At 41.3% G+C, this 18,357-nt stretch carries 17 protein-coding genes; 14 read left to right on the forward strand and 3 right to left on the reverse strand.

Translation table 11 applies throughout. The annotated features are described in order from the left end of the window. The first annotated feature begins 18 nt into the window (after positions 1 to 18). The 7 genes from ACKWB9_RS03265 to ACKWB9_RS03295 all read left to right on the forward strand — a co-directional run bounded on the left by ACKWB9_RS03265 (position 19) and on the right by ACKWB9_RS03295 (position 7,962). Entirely contained in the window at positions 19 to 582 is a 564-nt protein-coding gene (locus ACKWB9_RS03265) for an RNA polymerase sigma factor (RefSeq protein WP_414001559.1), read from the forward strand. Then, a complete protein-coding gene (locus tag ACKWB9_RS03270; protein ID WP_414001560.1) occupies positions 566 to 979 on the forward strand; it encodes a hypothetical protein in 414 nt (137 codons plus the stop codon). The genes ACKWB9_RS03265 and ACKWB9_RS03270 overlap by 17 nt, the downstream gene beginning before the upstream one ends. Beyond that, positions 979 to 1,131: a hypothetical protein gene (locus ACKWB9_RS03275; RefSeq protein WP_414001561.1), complete on the forward strand. Its 153-nt coding sequence runs from the start codon at positions 979 to 981 to the stop codon at positions 1,129 to 1,131. The genes ACKWB9_RS03270 and ACKWB9_RS03275 overlap by 1 nt, the downstream gene beginning before the upstream one ends. 55 nt (positions 1,132 to 1,186) lie before the next feature. Further along, the gene (locus tag ACKWB9_RS03280; RefSeq protein WP_414001562.1) at positions 1,187 to 1,792 is read left to right on the forward strand and encodes a TetR/AcrR family transcriptional regulator; all 606 of its coding nucleotides are present in this window, start codon (positions 1,187 to 1,189) and stop codon (positions 1,790 to 1,792) included. Between the two features lie 2 nt (positions 1,793 to 1,794). Beyond that, positions 1,795 to 3,165 carry a TolC family protein gene (locus ACKWB9_RS03285; protein ID WP_414001563.1) on the forward strand — a complete coding sequence of 457 codons (1,371 nt, stop codon included), beginning with the start codon at positions 1,795 to 1,797 and terminating at the stop codon, positions 3,163 to 3,165. Between the two features lie 25 nt (positions 3,166 to 3,190). Then, positions 3,191 to 4,378, forward strand: a complete 1,188-nt coding sequence (locus ACKWB9_RS03290) for an efflux RND transporter periplasmic adaptor subunit (RefSeq protein ID WP_414001564.1) — start codon at positions 3,191 to 3,193, stop codon at positions 4,376 to 4,378. 83 nt (positions 4,379 to 4,461) lie between these two features. After that, on the forward strand, positions 4,462 to 7,962 hold the full coding sequence (locus ACKWB9_RS03295; RefSeq protein ID WP_414001565.1) for an efflux RND transporter permease subunit: 3,501 nt from the start codon (positions 4,462 to 4,464) through the stop codon (positions 7,960 to 7,962). A gap of 112 nt (positions 7,963 to 8,074) precedes the next feature. Here ACKWB9_RS03295 and ACKWB9_RS03300 read toward each other — a convergent pair whose 3' ends face one another. Further along, positions 8,075 to 8,422, reverse strand: a complete 348-nt coding sequence (locus ACKWB9_RS03300; protein WP_414001566.1) for a toxin-antitoxin system YwqK family antitoxin — start codon at positions 8,420 to 8,422, stop codon at positions 8,075 to 8,077. Positions 8,423 to 8,652: 230 nt separating this feature from the next. On the opposite strand from ACKWB9_RS03300, the gene aspS reads away from it, so the two are divergent. From aspS to ACKWB9_RS03320, 4 genes are all read left to right on the forward strand, one after another. Then, entirely contained in the window at positions 8,653 to 10,407 is a 1,755-nt protein-coding gene (gene aspS / locus ACKWB9_RS03305; protein ID WP_414001567.1) for an aspartate--tRNA ligase, read from the forward strand. A gap of 128 nt (positions 10,408 to 10,535) precedes the next feature. After that, entirely contained in the window at positions 10,536 to 12,251 is a 1,716-nt protein-coding gene (locus ACKWB9_RS03310; RefSeq protein WP_414001568.1) for a chloride channel protein, read from the forward strand. 46 nt (positions 12,252 to 12,297) lie between these two features. Beyond that, positions 12,298 to 12,552: a hypothetical protein gene (locus ACKWB9_RS03315; protein ID WP_414001569.1), complete on the forward strand. Its 255-nt coding sequence runs from the start codon at positions 12,298 to 12,300 to the stop codon at positions 12,550 to 12,552. A 78-nt stretch (positions 12,553 to 12,630) separates the two neighbouring features. Further along, a complete protein-coding gene (locus tag ACKWB9_RS03320; protein ID WP_414001570.1) occupies positions 12,631 to 12,822 on the forward strand; it encodes a cold-shock protein in 192 nt (63 codons plus the stop codon). 52 nt (positions 12,823 to 12,874) lie between these two features. Here ACKWB9_RS03320 and ACKWB9_RS03325 read toward each other — a convergent pair whose 3' ends face one another. After that, entirely contained in the window at positions 12,875 to 13,318 is a 444-nt protein-coding gene (locus ACKWB9_RS03325; RefSeq protein WP_414001571.1) for a nucleoside deaminase, read from the reverse strand. Positions 13,319 to 13,415: 97 nt separating this feature from the next. On the opposite strand from ACKWB9_RS03325, the gene ACKWB9_RS03330 reads away from it, so the two are divergent. Further along, entirely contained in the window at positions 13,416 to 15,179 is a 1,764-nt protein-coding gene (locus ACKWB9_RS03330; protein WP_414001572.1) for a 1-deoxy-D-xylulose-5-phosphate synthase, read from the forward strand. Beyond that, positions 15,176 to 16,303 carry a DUF3078 domain-containing protein gene (locus tag ACKWB9_RS03335; protein ID WP_414001573.1) on the forward strand — a complete coding sequence of 376 codons (1,128 nt, stop codon included), beginning with the start codon at positions 15,176 to 15,178 and terminating at the stop codon, positions 16,301 to 16,303. Before ACKWB9_RS03330 ends, ACKWB9_RS03335 begins: the two co-directional genes overlap by 4 nt. On the opposite strand, the gene dgt is transcribed toward ACKWB9_RS03335, so the two are convergent. Beyond that, positions 16,300 to 17,658 (reverse strand): dGTP triphosphohydrolase, encoded by a 1,359-nt coding sequence (gene dgt, locus ACKWB9_RS03340; protein WP_414001574.1) that lies wholly within the window; start codon positions 17,656 to 17,658, stop codon positions 16,300 to 16,302. The genes ACKWB9_RS03335 and dgt overlap by 4 nt on opposite strands. Before the next feature lie 254 nt (positions 17,659 to 17,912). On the opposite strand from dgt, the gene ACKWB9_RS03345 reads away from it, so the two are divergent. After that, positions 17,913 to 18,314 carry a carboxypeptidase-like regulatory domain-containing protein gene (locus ACKWB9_RS03345; RefSeq protein WP_414001575.1) on the forward strand — a complete coding sequence of 134 codons (402 nt, stop codon included), beginning with the start codon at positions 17,913 to 17,915 and terminating at the stop codon, positions 18,312 to 18,314. Positions 18,315 to 18,357 lie beyond the last annotated feature (43 nt).

Raw genomic sequence — 18,357 nt, forward strand, 5'->3', positions numbered from 1 at the left:
CCTCAAGAAAAGCCTTTAATGGTTTCTGAAAAACAACAAAATAACAACCTTAATAAATTCTTTAGAGAAGAATACTATTCGCTTAAAGGTTATGTACGTTCAAAAATAGAACATACCACGGAAAGCGATGCAGAAGATATCATCCAGGAAGTAGCCTTACGGATATTTTCAAGACCTATGGATGCTTTGCCCATACAAAATATTGGAGGGTTCGTGTACAATGCCATCAAGAATAAGATTATTGATGTGATGCGCACAAAAAAAGAAAAAATCTATGACGAAAAGGTCCTGGAACAATTATGGACGGAATTCACGGCCTTGTTCTATGAGGGCGATGCCAAAGAATATCCCGATCAACTAAAGGACAATCTGAAAAAAGCGATCATGAAGTTAAAACCGGCATATCGTGATATTATCATAGCAGTCGATTTTGAAGGATACACCTATAGGGAAATTTCCATGGAAACAGGAATTCCTTCAGGTACCTTAATGTCACGAAGACATAGGGCGATGTCCTTATTATTAAAAAGTTTAGAAACCGAAAAAAAATTAAAAAATTTAGATTATGGAAAACAAGGATAAAATGGAAAGACACATGGAACAAAAAATAAAATACTATACCACCAAGGTATTTAAGATATTGTTCTATATCCTACTTGGATTGGCCATAGCCTTTCTGGTAGGGTATATAGTTATGCAACTATGGAATTGGTTAATGCCGGAACTGTTCGGGTTGCCGGAGGTCGATTATTGGCAGGCCGTGGGCATTCTCATTTTGGCAAAGATCATTTTTGGCTTTGGCAGTGGCGACGGTCCGGGGAAAAGCGGTAATTCGAAAAAACATTCCGGTCCAAGAAAATGTGGATCCTTAAGAAAGGATTTCACCGAATGGAAACACTACGACGAATTTTGGAAAGAAGAGGGTGAGCAGGCTTACAATAACTATTTGGAAAGGATACAAAACGAAAAAAAGAACTAATGGCAAATAAAAAGAACGATCCAAGGAAAAGAAGGTATGGGCACAAGACTTTCTTCTGGAGCCTGAACAACAACATAGCACGACGTTCCACCGAACAACAGGTAAACGAAGCGGACAAAAAAGACCCCCATGCCCACGTTAAGAAATTGTAAAACTTAAGAAACTTTTATTGTTTTTAAAGTTTCCATGTTTATATTTGCGGTCGTTATGAAAGAGAAGATTTTAGAAAAAGCGACGGATATGTTCTTGAACCTGGGGTTTAAGAGCGTTACCATGGACGACCTGGCAAATGAAATGGGGATTTCCAAAAAAACGATCTATACCCATTATGAGAACAAGACAAAGCTCGTTGAAGAAAGCACATCACATCTATTACACTGTATATCACACGGTATTGACCATATCTGCGGTTTGGAAAAAAATCCGATCAAGGAGCTCTACGAAATAAAAAAATTCGTAATGCTGCATTTAAAAGATGAAAAATCCTCGCCACAATATCAGCTTCAAAAATACTATCCCAAAGTTTATGGGATGATGCGGGAGCGGCAATACGAACTCATGGAAGATTGTGTACTGGACAACATCAGAAGAGGTGTGGAGCAAGGAATTTATCGGGAAAATTTAAACAAGGATTTTGTGGCCCGAATTTATTTTATGGGAGTGACCAGTATAAAGGATCAAAAACTATTCCCAATGAACAAATTTCCGGTCGCGACGCTCATGGACGATTATCTGGAGTATCATTTAAGGGGAATCATAACCCCAAAAGGAAGAAAAATATTAAATGCAATCATCAACTCAAACCAAGAATAATAATGCGTAACTATTTATATGTTCTCATCGTTTTGTCCGCATTAGGGCAATTACGCGGGCAGGAAGAAAAAACATATAGCTTCTCCTTGCAGGAAGCCATTGATTTTGCCCTGGAAAATAATTACAAGGTCATAAATGCGGATAGGGATATTGTGGATGCCCAAAAACAGAAATGGGAGACCATAGCGTCCGGACTTCCCCAAATAAGTGGTGCCATCAGTTATCAAAACCAGTTAAAGCAACCACAGACCTTATTCCCCTCCATATTGATCCCGGAACAGTTTTTACCCCCTGGAACACAACAAGGTCCCGACATTTTTGTGCCATTGATATTTACCCAACCCCAAACGGCAACGGCAACGGCAACACTCAAGCAACAAATATTCGACGGTTCCTATATTGTAGGGGTACAGGCCACCAAAGCTTTTCTGAACTATAGTGCCAATAACCGGGAAAAAACGGGCCAGGAAGTCACAAAGGCAACCGTTGAGGCCTACGGTAATGTATTACTCGCCCAGGAAAGTGTGTCCATTTTTGAAAGGAACAAGGCTACTTTGCAAAAGAACCTGAATGAAACCGTTAAAATATTTGAAAACGGCCTGGGCGACGAGGAAAGCGTAGAACAACTTCAAATTACCCTGTCCTCTGTGGACAATCAATTAAAAAATGCCATACGGCTCCAGGCCATTACGCTTAAAATGTTGAATCTGGTCATGGGCATTGCCTTGGATGCCCCTACCCAATTGGAAGAGACTTTGGATGACCTCACCCAAAAACAAATTGATTTTGGTCTCCTCGAAAGTGAGTTGAACATAGAGAACAACGTAGACTATAAATTGGTCGCCAATTTGAACGAGCAACGTTATTTTGAGTGGAAACTGGCCAAGAGCAGGGCACTCCCTACATTGAACGCCTTTATCAATTATGGAAGTTCCGCCTTTTCGGACAACTTTAGTTTTTTTAATGGCGATCAGGAATGGTTTAATTCTTCCGTACTCGGGTTTGACCTCAGCATTCCCATCTTTAGTTCGCTCAAGAGGAGTGCCAGTACGCAACGGGCCAAAATTGCCATGGAAAAAGCAAAGACCCAATTAACGGAGGCTGAAGAACAGGTCCGGCTTCAATTGGAGAATACCAAAAGCAATTATACCTTGTCCATAGAGCAATACCAGAATGCCAAGCATAACCTTGACCTTGCGGAAAGGATCGAGCATAAAAACGAAATCAAGTATTTTGAGGGTCTTGCCACCAGTTTTGAACTAAGGCAGGCCCAAACCCAACTCTATAATGCACAGCAAGAATACTTGCAGTCTATGGTAGAGGTCATTAACAAGAAAACGGAATTGGAAATTATACTCAATAACAAATCCTAAAGAATCAATCATAAAAACTTTATCCATGAAAAAAATAATATACTTTGGAACCGCCTTGCTATTGTTTTCATGTGGCAACACCTCCCAACAGTCTATTGACGATTTGATCGAACAAGGAAATTTAGAGGCCCTGCGGGCCAGAAAAACTGAATTATCCGATAGTCAAAAAACCCTACAGGTCGATTTAAGAAAATTGGATTCTGCCATAGCTTCAAAGACCGGGAAAGCCAATCTTGATCTGGTGACCACAATTACGGCCAAAGAAGAAGTATTCAATCATTATCTGGAGCTTCAGGGCAATGTAAAAACAAAACAGAATGTCCTTATCTATCCCGAAATGCCCGGAACCTTGCAACGGGTTTACGTTACGGAAGGGCAGCGTGTAAAAAAAGGACAGCTTTTAGCCTCGATCGATGATGGCGGAATGTCCAGTCAATTGGCACAACTAAAGACCCAGGCAGAACTTGCAAAGACTACCTATGAGCGTCAAAAAAGGTTATGGGAGCAAAAGATAGGCTCTGAAATCCAGTTCTTACAGGCCAAAACAAATTACGAGGCCACACAAAATTCCGTGAATCAGGCACAAAGCCAGTTGGGGAAATCCAGTATAAGAGCCCCCTTTTCCGGTATCATAGACAATGTCATCAAAGATCAGGGAACGGTAGTAGCACCGGGGCAAGGTTCCGAGGTGTTCAGGATCGTGAATCTAAACGATATGTACATTGAAGTTGATGTGCCAGAGAATTACCTGCCCGGTATCGCGGTAGGCAAGGAAGCAAAGGTTTATTTCCCCGTATTGGGAGATACCATAAATACAAAGGTGAGGCAAACGGGAAATTTCATTAATCCGAACAACAGGGCTTTTAACGTGGAAATTCCTGTACCCAATAAAGAAGGTACCATTAAACCCAACCTCACGGCCAAGGTCAATATCAACGACTATACCAATGATAAGGCCATTGTTGTACCACAGAGCATTATTTCGGAGAATGCCGAAGGGGAACAATACATCTATATAGCGGAACGTACCGGTTCCGACAAGGAAGCAACAATTTCCAAACGGATCGTAACAACAGGAAAGACCCAGGGAACTGTAGTAGAAATACTGGCGGGTATTTCCGAGGGCGATTTTGTTATCATGGAAGGGGCCAGAAGTGTAAAAGATGGTCAAAAGGTGGAAATAAAGGATCAGACAGTGGACAGTAATCAGTAATCAGTTGGCAGTTGGCAGTTGGCAGTTGGCAGTTGGCAGTTGGCAGTTAAAAAAATCGATCAAAAACCAAAGCATTCGCAAACATGAGTAAACAAAAGAAAAATGCAAATAAAGAGTTCAGGTTCTCTTCCTGGGCCATTGACAATCCGTCCGTAATCTATGTGATGATCGCCCTGTTTTTGTGGTTTGGTTTTACGGCATATCAGGCCATGCCCCGAGAGGACTTTCCGGAAATAGTGGAAACAAAAGTATATATAAGTACTCCTTATCCGGGGAATACCGCTGAAGATATTGAACGGTTGATTACCGACCCTCTGGAGGATCGTCTAAAAAACGTAAGCAATGTGGTAAAGGTTACTTCTACCTCTCAAGAAGACTATTCCATCATAACCGTGGAATTTGATGAGGAATTGACCGTGGAACAGGCCAAACAAAAGGTAAAGGACGAGGTAGATGGTGAAAAGGCAAGTGAAGACTGGCCCACTTTTAATAATGCCAAGGTAGAACCCAATGTTTTTGACCTAAACCTATCCGAGTCATTTCCCATAATGAACATCAATTTTACCGGGGACTATCCCATTGAAAAATTAAAGGAGTTTGCAGAGTACCTACAGGATGAAATAGAGGATTTACAGGAGATAAAGGAAGTAAGTATCCGTGGGGCCCAGGAAAAAGAAGTGGAAGTTGCCGTAGACGTTTATAAAATGATGGCCGCCAAAGTGAGTTTTCAGGATGTTATCGGTGCTATTGCCAATGGTAACATGACCATGTCCGCAGGGAATATCAAGAACAAGGAACAACGCAGGACCATACGGGTTCTCGGAGAAATACAAGATCCCGAACAACTGGAGAATTTTGTGGTCAAGTCCGAAAAAGGAGCTATATACCTGCGGGACATTGCCACCGTAACTTTTTCCGAAGAGGATAAGACCACCTACGCAAGGGAATTCGGCGAAAGTGTGGTAATGCTGGACATTAAGAAAAGATCGGGCAAAAACATGATAGAAGCTTCCCGAAAAATACGGGAAATCGTAAAAAAGGAGCAAGTGGATTATTATCCGTCCGATCTTAATATTTCCATTGCCAACGATTCTTCGGGCAGGACCTTGAACCAGGTAGACGATCTGGTCAACAACATTATTTTTGGAATCATTTTGGTGGTCACCGTTCTAATGTTCTTCCTGGGGTTCAGGAACGCACTGTTCGTTGGTTTCGCCATCCCTATGTCCATGTTCATGTCCTTTATGATCTTGAACAATCTGGGTTATACGCTAAATACCATGATTCTTTTTGGAATGATCATGGGCCTTGGTATGATGGTAGATAATGGGATCGTAGTCGTAGAGAACGTATATCGCCTAATGGATGAAGGCATGTCCCGAACAGAAGCGGCCAAAAAAGGTATCGGTGAAATTGCCTTTCCTATCATTATCTCTACGGTTACTACGGTTGCGGCCTTTGTACCGTTAGGATTATGGCCCGGTATCTTTGGTCAGTTTATGATCTATTTCCCCATTACCCTATCCGTAGTTTTGGGCTCCTCGTTATTTGTCGCCATTTTTATGAACTCCATGTTGGTCTCCCAATTTATGGAAATAGGCGAAAAGGAACTTAAAATAAAGCAGCTGATCCGAATTAGCGTCATATTAGGTGGATTTGGTATTCTTATCCTATTGTTCGGCGGAGCCATGCGGGGATTGGGAACCGTTATGATCTTGACCGCGGCCATGTTCTGGGTCTATAAGTATGCACTTAAAAAATGGGCGCTACATTTTCAAAAAAACACCATGGTCCGATTTGAAAACTGGTATGAACGTCGGATAAAACACGCCCTAAAAGGCAGTAATGTATATTGGTATTCGGGCATTACCTTCTTGATGTTGATCATGGTTTTTATGCTATTCGGCATGTCCGTCGGTTCGGGAAGAACAAAGATCGAGTTCTTTCCGGATAACATTCCCAACGAGATTTATGCCTATATAGAATATCCGCAGGGAACGGCCATTGAAAAGACCGATCAGATTACCAAAGAAGTGGAGGAACGGGTATATGCCGTTGTCAATAGTGAAAAATACACCAATGGCGAATTTAATTATTTAGTGGAATCCGCCGTTTCACAGGTGGGAGAAGGTGCCGGCAATCCACAAACGGACGGTGGCTCCACGGCAGAAATGCCACATCGTGGCAAGGTTACCGTTTCTATGCGGGAGTTTAAGTACCGCAATGGGCTGGATACCGAAGTATTGCGAAAAGAGGTACAGGAAGCCCTTACGGGTATATATCCGGGTGTATCCATCTCTGTGGAAAAGGACTATAATGGCCCTCCGGCAGGTTATCCCATAAACCTGGAACTGGAAGGTAAGGATTATACGGAATTGATCAATACGGCGGAAGATATCCGAAACTTCATCAACACCAAGAACATTGCGGGTATCGAAGAGCTTAAAATCGATGTGAACAAGAGCAAACCCTCCATGCAGGTAGTGGTTGATCGCGAAAAGGCAGGAGAGTTGGGTGTTGCCGTAGGACAAGTAGGCCAACAGCTCAGAAGGTCGTTATTTGGTGAAAAAGCGGGAATCTATAAATTGGATGGTGAAGATTATGATATCAACGTCCGTTTTAAAGAGGACATCAGATATGATAAAAACGCACTCTTCAACCAGAACATCATATTTAGGGATCCCGCCTCGGGACAAATTAAGGAAGTGCCGGTGTCCGCAGTGGCCCAACAAAGAAACTCTTCGGGATTCAGTGCCATTAAGCACAGGGACAAGAAAAGGGTAGTAACAGTCTATTCTGGCCTAAAACCCGGTTTTACGGATGCAGGGGCCATTGTCGCCGAAATTCAAAAAGAGATGGAAAACTATGAAGGCCTTCCCGAAGACATTAAAATTGACTATACCGGACAAATTGAAGAACAGAACAAGCAAATGCAGTTTTTGGTAGGTGCATTTTTCTCAGGATTGGGTCTGATCATGCTGATACTTATTTTCCAGTTCGGGGGCATTTCCAAACCATTGATCATCATGATCGCCATATTCCTGAGCTTTATAGGCGTTTTTGGAGGTCTTATGCTCACAGGATGGTCCTTTGTGATTATGATGACCATGATGGGCATTATTTCCTTGGCGGGAATCGTGGTCAACAACGGGGTAGTACTGTTGGACTATACACAAATTCTTATCGATAGGAAAAAGGTGGCCTTGGACATGGAAGACAGTGATCTATTGACCATGGACGATGCTACCCAGATTATTATAAGAAGTGGCAAGGCCAGATTACGACCGGTAATATTAACGGCAATTACAACGGTTCTCGGATTGATTCCGTTGGCCATTGGACTGAATATAGATTTCTTTTCATTATTCTCCCAGTTTGATCCAAAAATCTATATTGGTGGAGACAATGTAATCTTTTGGGGGCCTTTGGCATGGACCGTAATCTTTGGGTTGATCGTAGCTACCTTTCTTACCTTGATCATTGTTCCGGTATTGTTCAATATAGTGTACAGGATCAAGGTTAGATTAAGAGGGAGCGGAAATAAAAAAGAGGTTAAAGGAGAACTATTGGAAAGTGCGGCGTAGCTGTTTATTGCTGTTCCCTATATGAACAACCATTGAGCGGACCACAAAGTCTTAAAAAAAAAAGGGCCCCTATTCAAATGAATCGGGGCCCTTTTTATTTTCCAAACGGAATTTAGTTATTTGCCAATGGTTTTGAAGATTTGGTATCAACAACGGCAGCAATTACATTATCGGCAAAATTCACCTCTTTAACCGTATCGCCATCCCAAAACAACCATTTCCCGGTTTTTACGCCTTTGGTATAATTCCCCATGGCAATTTTTTCACCTTTGGCATTGAACATCTTCCATTCCCCTTCCAGTCTTTCATTTAAAAAATAACCTTGTTGGGAGATTTCGCCATTGGCATGAAAATAAGTTGCCTTTACCTTATCTCCCTCTTTTTCAAATTTTGGTTCCACGGTCTGGGCTGTCATTCCTATAGAAACAAGGAAGATTGCTATAAATAATATCTTTTTCATCGTATGTAGGATTTAATGTTATTTCTATTCTTTGTATTACGAAGATACATTTATTTTACTTTAAATAACGTTTAATTTACATTAAATTTACATTAAGCTTGTAAGTAATTGATTTTTAATATATTGACTATTTTAAAAAGTTTTGGCCGATAATCGATAAAACCTACTTTTTATGTACAGTTATAGTCCTCTAGACTTCTTAAATTTGCCCTTTATTAAAAGTTGCGATTATGTATAGAAGCCATTCCTGCGGAGCCTTAAGGGAATCCCATATTGATACTTTGGTAACCCTGTCCGGTTGGGTACAGAAAACACGTGATAAGGGATTTGTAGTTTGGGTAGATATCCGTGATCGTTACGGCATTACCCAGTTGGTATTCGATGAGGACCGGACTCCTTCGGAACTTTTGGAAAAAGCCCGCAACCTGGGTAGGGAATTTGTTGTACAGGCCAAAGGAAAAGTTATAGAACGAGCTTCAAAAAACAATAACATTCCCACGGGTAACATAGAAGTATTGGTCCAAGAACTTACTGTTCTGAACGAATCCAAGACACCGCCTTTTACCATAGAAGATGAAACCGATGGAGGCGAGGACCTACGGATGAAGTTCCGTTATCTGGACCTTAGAAGAAACCCTATCAAGAACAATCTTGTTTTTAGGAGCAAAGTAAGCATGGAGGTTCGTAAATACCTTTCGGAACAAGGTTTTATAGAGGTTGAAACACCGTATTTGATCAAATCCACACCCGAAGGTGCGCGTGATTTTGTAGTGCCAAGCAGAATGAACGAAGGGCAGTTTTATGCGTTGCCGCAATCCCCACAAACATTTAAACAACTCTTGATGGTGGGCGGATTGGACAAATATTTCCAGATCGTAAAGTGTTTTAGGGATGAAGATCTACGGGCCGACAGACAACCGGAATTCACACAAATCGACTGTGAAATGGCTTTTGTGGAACAGGAAGATATTTTAAACGTTTTTGAAGGATTGACGACTTATTTATTAAAGGAAATAAAGGGTATTGAAGTTGATGCGTTTCCAAGGATAACTTTTGACGAAGCCATGAAAAAGTATGGAAACGACAAACCGGATATCCGCTTTGGCATGGAATTCGGTGAGCTCAACGCCGTAGCCCAACACAAAGATTTCAATGTGTTCAATTCGGCGGAACTTGTGGTAGGGATAGCGGTTCCCGGCGGTGCCGGCTATACCAGAAAAGAAATAGATAAACTCATCGACTGGGTAAGACGGCCACAAATTGGTGCCAAGGGAATGGTCTATGTAAAATGTAATGAAGACGGTACGTTTAAATCTTCCGTCGACAAATTTTATGACCGGGAAGATCTGGCCAATTGGGCCAAAGAGACACAAGCAAGGGCCGGGGATTTAATTTGTGTACTTTCCGGGGATGTCAACAAGACCAGAACCCAACTTAGTGCTTTGCGCATGGAACTGGCGGAACGCATGGGGCTCCGTAAACCAAATGAGTTTGCCCCCCTTTGGGTCATTGATTTTCCTTTATTGGAACTGGATGAGGAAACAGGTCATTACCATGCCATGCACCATCCCTTTACCTCTCCAAAACCCGGTCAGTTGGAATTGTTGGATACCGATCCGGGAGCGGTCCGTGCCAACGCCTATGATCTGGTGTTGAACGGCAACGAAATTGGTGGTGGATCAATACGGATACACGATAAGGAAACGCAGGCCGTAATGTTCAAACACTTAGGTTTTACCCCAGAAGAGGCCAAGGCACAATTTGGTTTTCTAATGGACGCTTTTCAATATGGAGCACCCCCGCACGGTGGTATCGCTTTTGGATTGGACCGTCTGGTAGCCATTCTTGGCGGTCAGGAAACCATCCGCGATTTTATTGCCTTCCCCAAGAACAATAGTGGTCGGGATGTGATGATAGATGCTCCCTCCCCCATTGACAAAGTACAATTGGAAGAACTTAACCTAAAACTCGATATAAAATCTTAACCTCTGAAATTCTGTTCATAAGCGGGATTTTTTAATACTTTTAGTTTAAGTTTAGCGCAATGCCGACCCAAGACCAAAGTATTTTTAAGCGGATCCTAATTTGGAGATATAAACATATTTCCAATAAAATGTTCATTTATATTCTTAGTATCCTGGTAGGTTTTTTGGCCGGTCTGGCCTCCGTAACATTAAAAAATATCACTTATTTTATTGAGTCTTCATTAGAAGGCGGTATTATTTTTTCCAGAAACCAGTTGTACTTTATTCTGCCCATTGCGGGGTTGACATTGGTATATCTTTATGTGAAATTTGTGCATAAGCAAAAGCTGCAACATGCCGTTTCCTCCATTCTCTTTTCACTTTCCAAAAAGAAGGGGGTCATTCCAAGAAAGCAAATTTTAACACAACTGGTCGCCGCACCGCTTACCGTTGGATTTGGAGGTTCCGTAGGTCTATTGGGTCCGGCGGTAGCCACAGGAGCCGCCATAAGTTCCAACCTAGGGCAACTTTTTCATGTTACCGTAAAAACCCGCTCCTTATTGATTGCCTGTGCATCTGCAGGGGCCATTGCTTCCATATTCCAATCACCCATAGCGGCCATTATTTTTGCCGTTGAGGTCTTTAGTCTGGACTTGACCATGATTTCTATGTTGCCCTTGTTATTGGCCTCGATCTCCGGGGTACTTACCTCCTATTTCTTTCTGGGAAACGAGTCTCTTTTTAATTTTACGATAACCGAGGAATTTGAAATCAAGGATACCTTGTTTTACATCGCGCTAGGTGTCGGCACAGCAGTGGCATCCATTTATTTCACCAAAATGTATTTTGGCATTATTAAGCTCTTCAAACCTTTAAAAAGCCCTAAATATCGACTTTTAGTAGGTGGATTGGCCATTGGGACCATGTTGTATTTTATTCCTCCGCTTTATGGCGAGGGTTTTGGTTTTATCAATCACCTATTGGACGGCAATCATTTAAAGGCATTGGGGACAACACCTTTCGATATGTATTTGGATAATATTTGGGTGGTTATCGCACTGCTCTTTGGTATTACCATTTTTAAGGCCGTAGCCATGACCACAACATTTGCGGCAGGAGGTGCGGGTGGAATTTTCATCCCCACCATGGTAATGGGCAGTGCTTTGGGGAACGTTGTGGCCAAATTGATCAACCATATTGGTCTGGGTTTCTCCGTATCCGAAAGTAATTTTACATTAATCGGTATGGCCGGCCTCATTGCGGGAGTGCTACATGCACCTTTGACCGCAATATTCCTTATCGCGGAAATTACGGGGGGTTATGCCCTTTTTGTCCCTTTAATGATTACGGCTTCCATCTCTTATCTGATAACAAAGAACGCCGTGGATCACACCATCTATACCCGGGAGTTGGCAGAACGGGGCGACCTACTTACCCATGATAAGGACAAGGCCGTTCTGACCTTGATGCAATTGGATGATATCATAGAGAAAAACTTTAGACCCGTTACCCCGGAAACCACTTTGGGCGACATGCTGCATGAAGCGGTAGCAAAATCTACCCGTAATATTTTTCCCGTTGTGGATGAAAACAGATCTTTGGTGGGCATTATCCTATTGGATGACATTCGTGAGTTTATGTTCGACACAAGGTTGTATGGCACCACCAAAGTGAAAACCTTTATGCACAATGCACCGGAACATATTTTTTATGGAAAGGACAGCATGCAAAAAGTAATGCGGAAGTTTCAGGATAGTGGAGCATGGAACCTTCCGGTAGTCAAGAACGGCAAATACGAAGGGTTTGTATCCAAATCCAAACTATTGACCGCATATAGAAGGGAACTCATTAATTTCACCAAATAGCACTGGATCCCTATATTTCCTAATTTTGAACATGAAATTAAAATGGATGAAATATTTTATAACATTGATCGTAATCGCATCTTTTGGATTAATTATCTATGGTTTCTCCCTGGAAGAAAATGAACAACATTTAGCAAATAAATATATTGGTTCGGGAACATTGGGACTGTTCCTGATCGCAATGCCCCTCTTTCTGATAAAGGAAAGTAAAGGCAAAAAAATGAAGGATTATATGCTAACAGACGAGAATATCCGGAAAATGCAGGGAAAAAGCCCTAAGAAATCCGAAACCCAAGAATAGGCAATTAATGTATTGATTTTCATGTATTTCCCATAAAAAATATTAAATTAGGGATATTAATTTCTAATTTTTATTTTAATGACCGGCACAGTAAAATTTTTTAATGAATCCAAAGGATATGGATTTATTACCAATGACGACACAGGCAAGGACATTTTTGTTCATGCGACCGCTCTTAACGGAACGGAGATACGAGAAGGGGATAAGGTGGAATATATTGAAGAGGAAGGAAGAAAAGGCATCGTTGCAGGACAAGTTCAGGTCCTTTAACTATACGTATTGCTTTTTGAAAAATCGACAGACCACGCCAAGCGTGGTTTTTTTATTTCCGCAATTTCTCAAAGAATTTATTTAAAAGTATCGAGGCTTCGTTTTCAAGTATTCCTCCAAGAACTTCAGTCTTTGGGTGAAGTTTTGTTCCCATGGTTTTATATCCCCGTTTTGGGTCTTTTGCGGCATAAACTACCTTGGATACCTGGCTCCAATACAGTGCCCCGGCACACATTTGACAAGGTTCCAGAGTTACGTACAATGTACAATCGTGAAGGTATTTTCCGCCCAGAAAATTGGCCGCCGCCGTAATGGCCTGCATTTCGGCATGGGCCGTAACATCGTTCAGCTGTTCCGTCAGATTATGGGCACGGGCTATAATCCTATCCCCGATAACGATTATGGCACCCACCGGAATCTCATTCTTTTCAAAAGCCGTTTCTGCCTCTTGCAGTGCTTTCTTCATGAAATAAGTATCGTCAAACGGTAAAATCATCGCTTAAAAATACAACATTGTCAGCACTGATCATCATGTAATAAAACAATTGTTATCCGTTGTAAAAAAAGTACTTTTGTTACTTGCAACCTTTTCATTGAAAACACTCTTAGACCATATTAAAGTCCCAAAGGACTTAAGAGAACTGGACACAGGACAATTACCCAAACTTGCCCAGGAACTAAGGGCCTTCATAATAGATGTTTTAGCTACAAAAGAAGGTCATTTGGGGGCCAGTCTAGGCGTTATAGAATTAACCATTGCCCTGCACTATGTATTTGACACACCAAATGATAAATTGATATGGGATGTTGGGCATCAGGCCTATGGGCATAAGATTTTGACCGGCCGCAAGAACATTTTTGACACTAACAGACAATTGTGTGGCATAAGCGGGTTTCCGAAAATAGGTGAAAGTAAATATGATGCTTTTGGCACGGGGCATAGTTCCACTTCCATCTCGGCCATATTGGGAATGGCTATCGCTTCGCAATTGAACGGAGAAAGAGATAGACAACATATCGCTGTTATCGGAGATGCGTCCATTGCCAGTGGAATGGCTTTTGAAGGGCTAAATCATTTAGGCGTGACCAATGCCAACGTATTGATTATTTTAAACGATAACGCCATTGGTATAGATCCCAGTGTGGGTGCGTTAAAAAAATACCTGACCAATGTAAAAAAAGGAACGGCCAAAGAGGAGAATATCTTTGAATGCCTTAACCTAAATTATTTTGGACCGATCTATGGGCATGACCTTACAGGGTTGATCAATGAATTTGAACGGTTGAAAAAAATATCCGGCCCTAAATTGCTTCATATAATCACCACCAAGGGCAAAGGGTTGCGGAAGGCCGAGGAAAATCAAGTAACCTATCACGCTCCGGGCAAGTTCAATAAAGATACCGGGGAATTACTTAAAAAACCTACACTGGGACAGCCTCCCAAGTTTCAGGACGTATTTGGAAAGACCATTGTTGCATTGGCCAGAAAAAATAAAAAGATTGTGGGCATTACCCCCGCCATGCCAACCGGTAGTTCATTAAAATATATGATGGACGAAATTCCCGAACGTGCTTTTGATGTTGGTATTGCAGAGCAACATGCCGTTACACTGGCCGCGGGAATGGCCGTAGAGGGGTTGATTCCCTTTTGCAATGTCTATTCAACTTTTTTGCAGCGTGCCTATGACCAAGTAATCCATGATGTGGCACTTCAAAATCTGCCTGTCGTCTTCTGTTTGGACAGAGCAGGTCTGGTGGGCCGGGACGGTGCCACTCATCACGGTGTTTTTGATATTCCCTATCTACGTTGTATCCCAAACCTCATCATCTTTTCGCCACTGAACGAAATAGCTTTACGCAACATAATGTTTACCGCACAATTGGGCCTGCCCCATCCTATTGCTATACGATACCCCCGGGGAAGAGGCATATTAACGGACTGGGAAAAACCCATGGAAAAAATAAAAATAGGTAAGGCCACGGAAATCAAAACAGGTGAAAATATAGCCATTTTAAGTACCGGCCCCATTGGAAACATGGCAACCGAGATTACATTGGAACTCGATAAAGAAAAAATTGGCCATTATGATTTTTCATTTATAAAACCTTTAGATGTTATATTACTAAAGCAAATTTGTGAAAAATACACACATATCATTACTTTGGAAGACGGTTCTGTAAAAGGTGGGTTTGGAAGTGCCGTTCTTGAGTTCATGAACGAGTTTAAAATCCGTAAGAATATTAAGATGTTTGGCATCCCGGACAAGTTTATGGAACATGGTTCGGTACAGGAACTTTATACCATAGCGGGGTTGGACAAGGAATCCATTAAAAAATATATACAGGAAATCTTATGAAAAAACAGGTCACGCCCAAGAAATTGTTGCCTCTTTTCATTTTTCTCATAGTGGTAACCACGGGGCTTTCCCAAGATAGCATTCCCGTTCCGATAGCACCGGATTCCGTTCGTATTGATTCTATCGTTATTGATACCATAGTCATCCGAAAAACACAGGATAAGATAAAATATATTCCAAGGGGGGTAAACCTGACCCACCCTGTTATCTCCTTTAAAAAGACCAAACCTTTAAAAGACAGGTTCAAACGTTTTAGGATACCTTCTTTCTGGCAAAAAGAAAATAATGTTGGTATCAACCTGAGCGAAGTAGCCTTCGTAAACTGGAATGCTGGTGGGAATAATGCGGTAAGTGGATTGGGTTTCTTGAAATTTAAGCGGAATTATAAATTCAGATACTTTAAATGGGACAATAACCTGGACTTAAGATATGGGCTTAACGCCCAAGAGGGAAGAAGGTTGCGCAAGTCCGAAGATGTTATACGCCTTAACTCCAACGTGGGTTATAGAAGGGATACTATTAACAATTGGTATTATTCTATACAGTTAAACTTTAACACACAGTTTTCCAATGGGTACAAATATCCCGATAGGGATACTCCTATTTCCCGTTTTATGGCCCCGGGATATCTGTTTTTCGGTGCAGGTACATCCTACATTAGTAAAGACCAAAGGTTTAATCTTTATATTTCGCCACTTACACAAAAATCTACATTTGTATTGGATCAGGAACTTGCGGACAAAGGTGCTTTTGGAGTTGCCAAGGCCATATTGGATACGGACGGAAATGTTATAACCCCAGGGGAAAACCATCTATTGGAACTCGGATTTCTGATTACCCACAATTGGGATTGGAACATCTCAAAAAATATCGATCTAAAGAGTAGGGTCAACCTATATTCCGATTATTTGAATAGCTTTGGAAATGTAGATATCGACTGGGAACTGAATTTAAAACTTAGGGTAAACAAGTATATTTTGACCACTTTGGGCACACAGGTTATCTATGATGACGATATTCTTTTTGATGAGATAAAAGATGCCAATGGTATTGTCACAAATCCCGGTGAACCCAGAATACAGTTTAAACAGGTACTCGGGGTAGGTGCATCCTATAGTTTTTAAAGCTGGCTTCCTTTTATTTTATTATGGATATGAACGGCCGAGCTATCGGATAAACTGGCTACATAACAGCAGGTATTCAATAAAATTTCATAGAGCGATACCTCTGTCCTTTGATAGAATTCTGGAAGGGTCCTTAAAATCAGTTTATGATAGTTGGAGACAGTACCTTTCTTTTTTTGTACCAATGCATCCACATATACATCTAAAATATCCGATATTATCCGGTAGCCCGCAATCTCTTTTTCCACCACTTCGGCCGATCGGTATACTTTTTCCACGCTCAGGCTTATAATATCCTTGATTTGGGCATCGTATTTACTTTTATCCATGAGCGAGACCCCAAAATCCCCTTGCCGTATTTTTTCTTCATTTTCGATAAAAATAGAGACGGCATCCTGAATCAAAGTATTAATGGCAAGGGCGCGCAGATAACTCAAACGATCTTCCCTATACTCCAAAGCATTGTACTTTTTGGTATTTATGGTATCCTTGACCAGTTTAATCAGGTATTCCAAAGCATAATCCTCAGAAATAAGGCCTAAATTGATTCCGTCTTCAAAATCGATTATAGTATAGCAAATATCATCTGCCGCTTCTACCAAATAGGTAAGAGGGTGCCGTGCAAAAGAAACGGATGCTCCCTCCTTACCGTTATCGGAACGGGTCTGTATCAACCCCAACTCCTGCGCTATCTCTACAAAAGCCGTTTTCTCGGTTTGAAAAAACCCGAATTTTTTATCCGCTATATGTTTTGATGGTCTTTTGGGCAAGGATTCCTTGGGGTATTTCATAAAGGCCCCCAACGTAGCATAACTCAATCTAAGCCCTCCGGATGTACCCGCTTTGTTTTGGGTCATTAACCTAAATCCATTGGCATTCCCCTCAAAATCAATAATATCTTGATATTCTTTCTCCGAAAGTACCTCTTTAAAGGCCTTACCATTGCCCGTCTTAAAATATTCCCCTATCGATTTTTCGCCACTATGGCCAAAAGGAGGGTTCCCGATATCATGCGCCAATGCCGCAGCGGCCACTATAGCTCCAAAATCATTAAAGCCGTATCCGTGTATTTCTTTGAGATAAGGATGTTTTTCCAATATTTTTTGTCCCGCAAGTCGTCCCAAGCTTCTTCCTACAACGGAAACTTCCAGGCTATGGGTAAGCCGTGTATGTACAAAGTCAGTTTTAGAAAGTGGAATAACCTGAGTTTTATCCTGCAGGCTTCTAAAGGCTGCCGAAAAAATGATACGATCATAATCCACATCAAAACCCAAACGGGTTTCGTCCTGTTCGTTTCTTAATCTTTTGTTTTTATCCCCCTTACGCCTTAAGGAAAGTAATTGCTCCCAATTCATTGCAACTAATTAAATGTCGCAAGATACATTTTTTGCCCTTCAGGGAAATTTAATCCCGGACGAAAAAAGACCTATTCTTAACCTTTCCAAAATATACAAATAACTTGTATTTAACCTTAAGTTAACCTTCTCTGTCTTTATTTGCACCGTATCGGGACGGGTGCAGGCCATACACCTGTATTCGTGGTTATTGAAACGTAAGTGGGCAAAATTCAAGATTCTTGTACACCTACAAAAACAAAAAATATCAATAAATGAAAAACCTATTATTGACATTCTCATTGCTAAGCTTTTCCCTTTCTTTTGCTCAAGACTCCGGTATAGTGAGTGGAAAGATACTCGATGCGGAAATGTATAATGAACCTTTATTGATGGCCCAGGTAACCTTAAAGAATACAGAATGGTCCACACGGACCAACTTTAACGGAAACTTTGAAATTTTGGACGTAACTCCCGGCACTTATATCATTCAAATAACTTTTTTAGGGTATGAACCTATAGAAAGGTCCATTGAGATCGTCGGGGATTCCAATATTGCGATTCTTGAAACCCTACATGCTAAATCCTTATCCGAAACCGGCCTTTATACGTCAAGTAAAAAGAACACCGAGAAGGAAACGGTCTCAATAGTATCGAGCGAAAAAAGAAGTAAGTAATCTTGAGTTTCAATACTTACGTAAACCTGATATGACTTTAAGT

It is taken from the genome of Maribacter spongiae (assembly GCF_047345125.1).
Taxonomy (GTDB): Bacteria; Bacteroidota; Bacteroidia; order Flavobacteriales; family Flavobacteriaceae; genus Maribacter.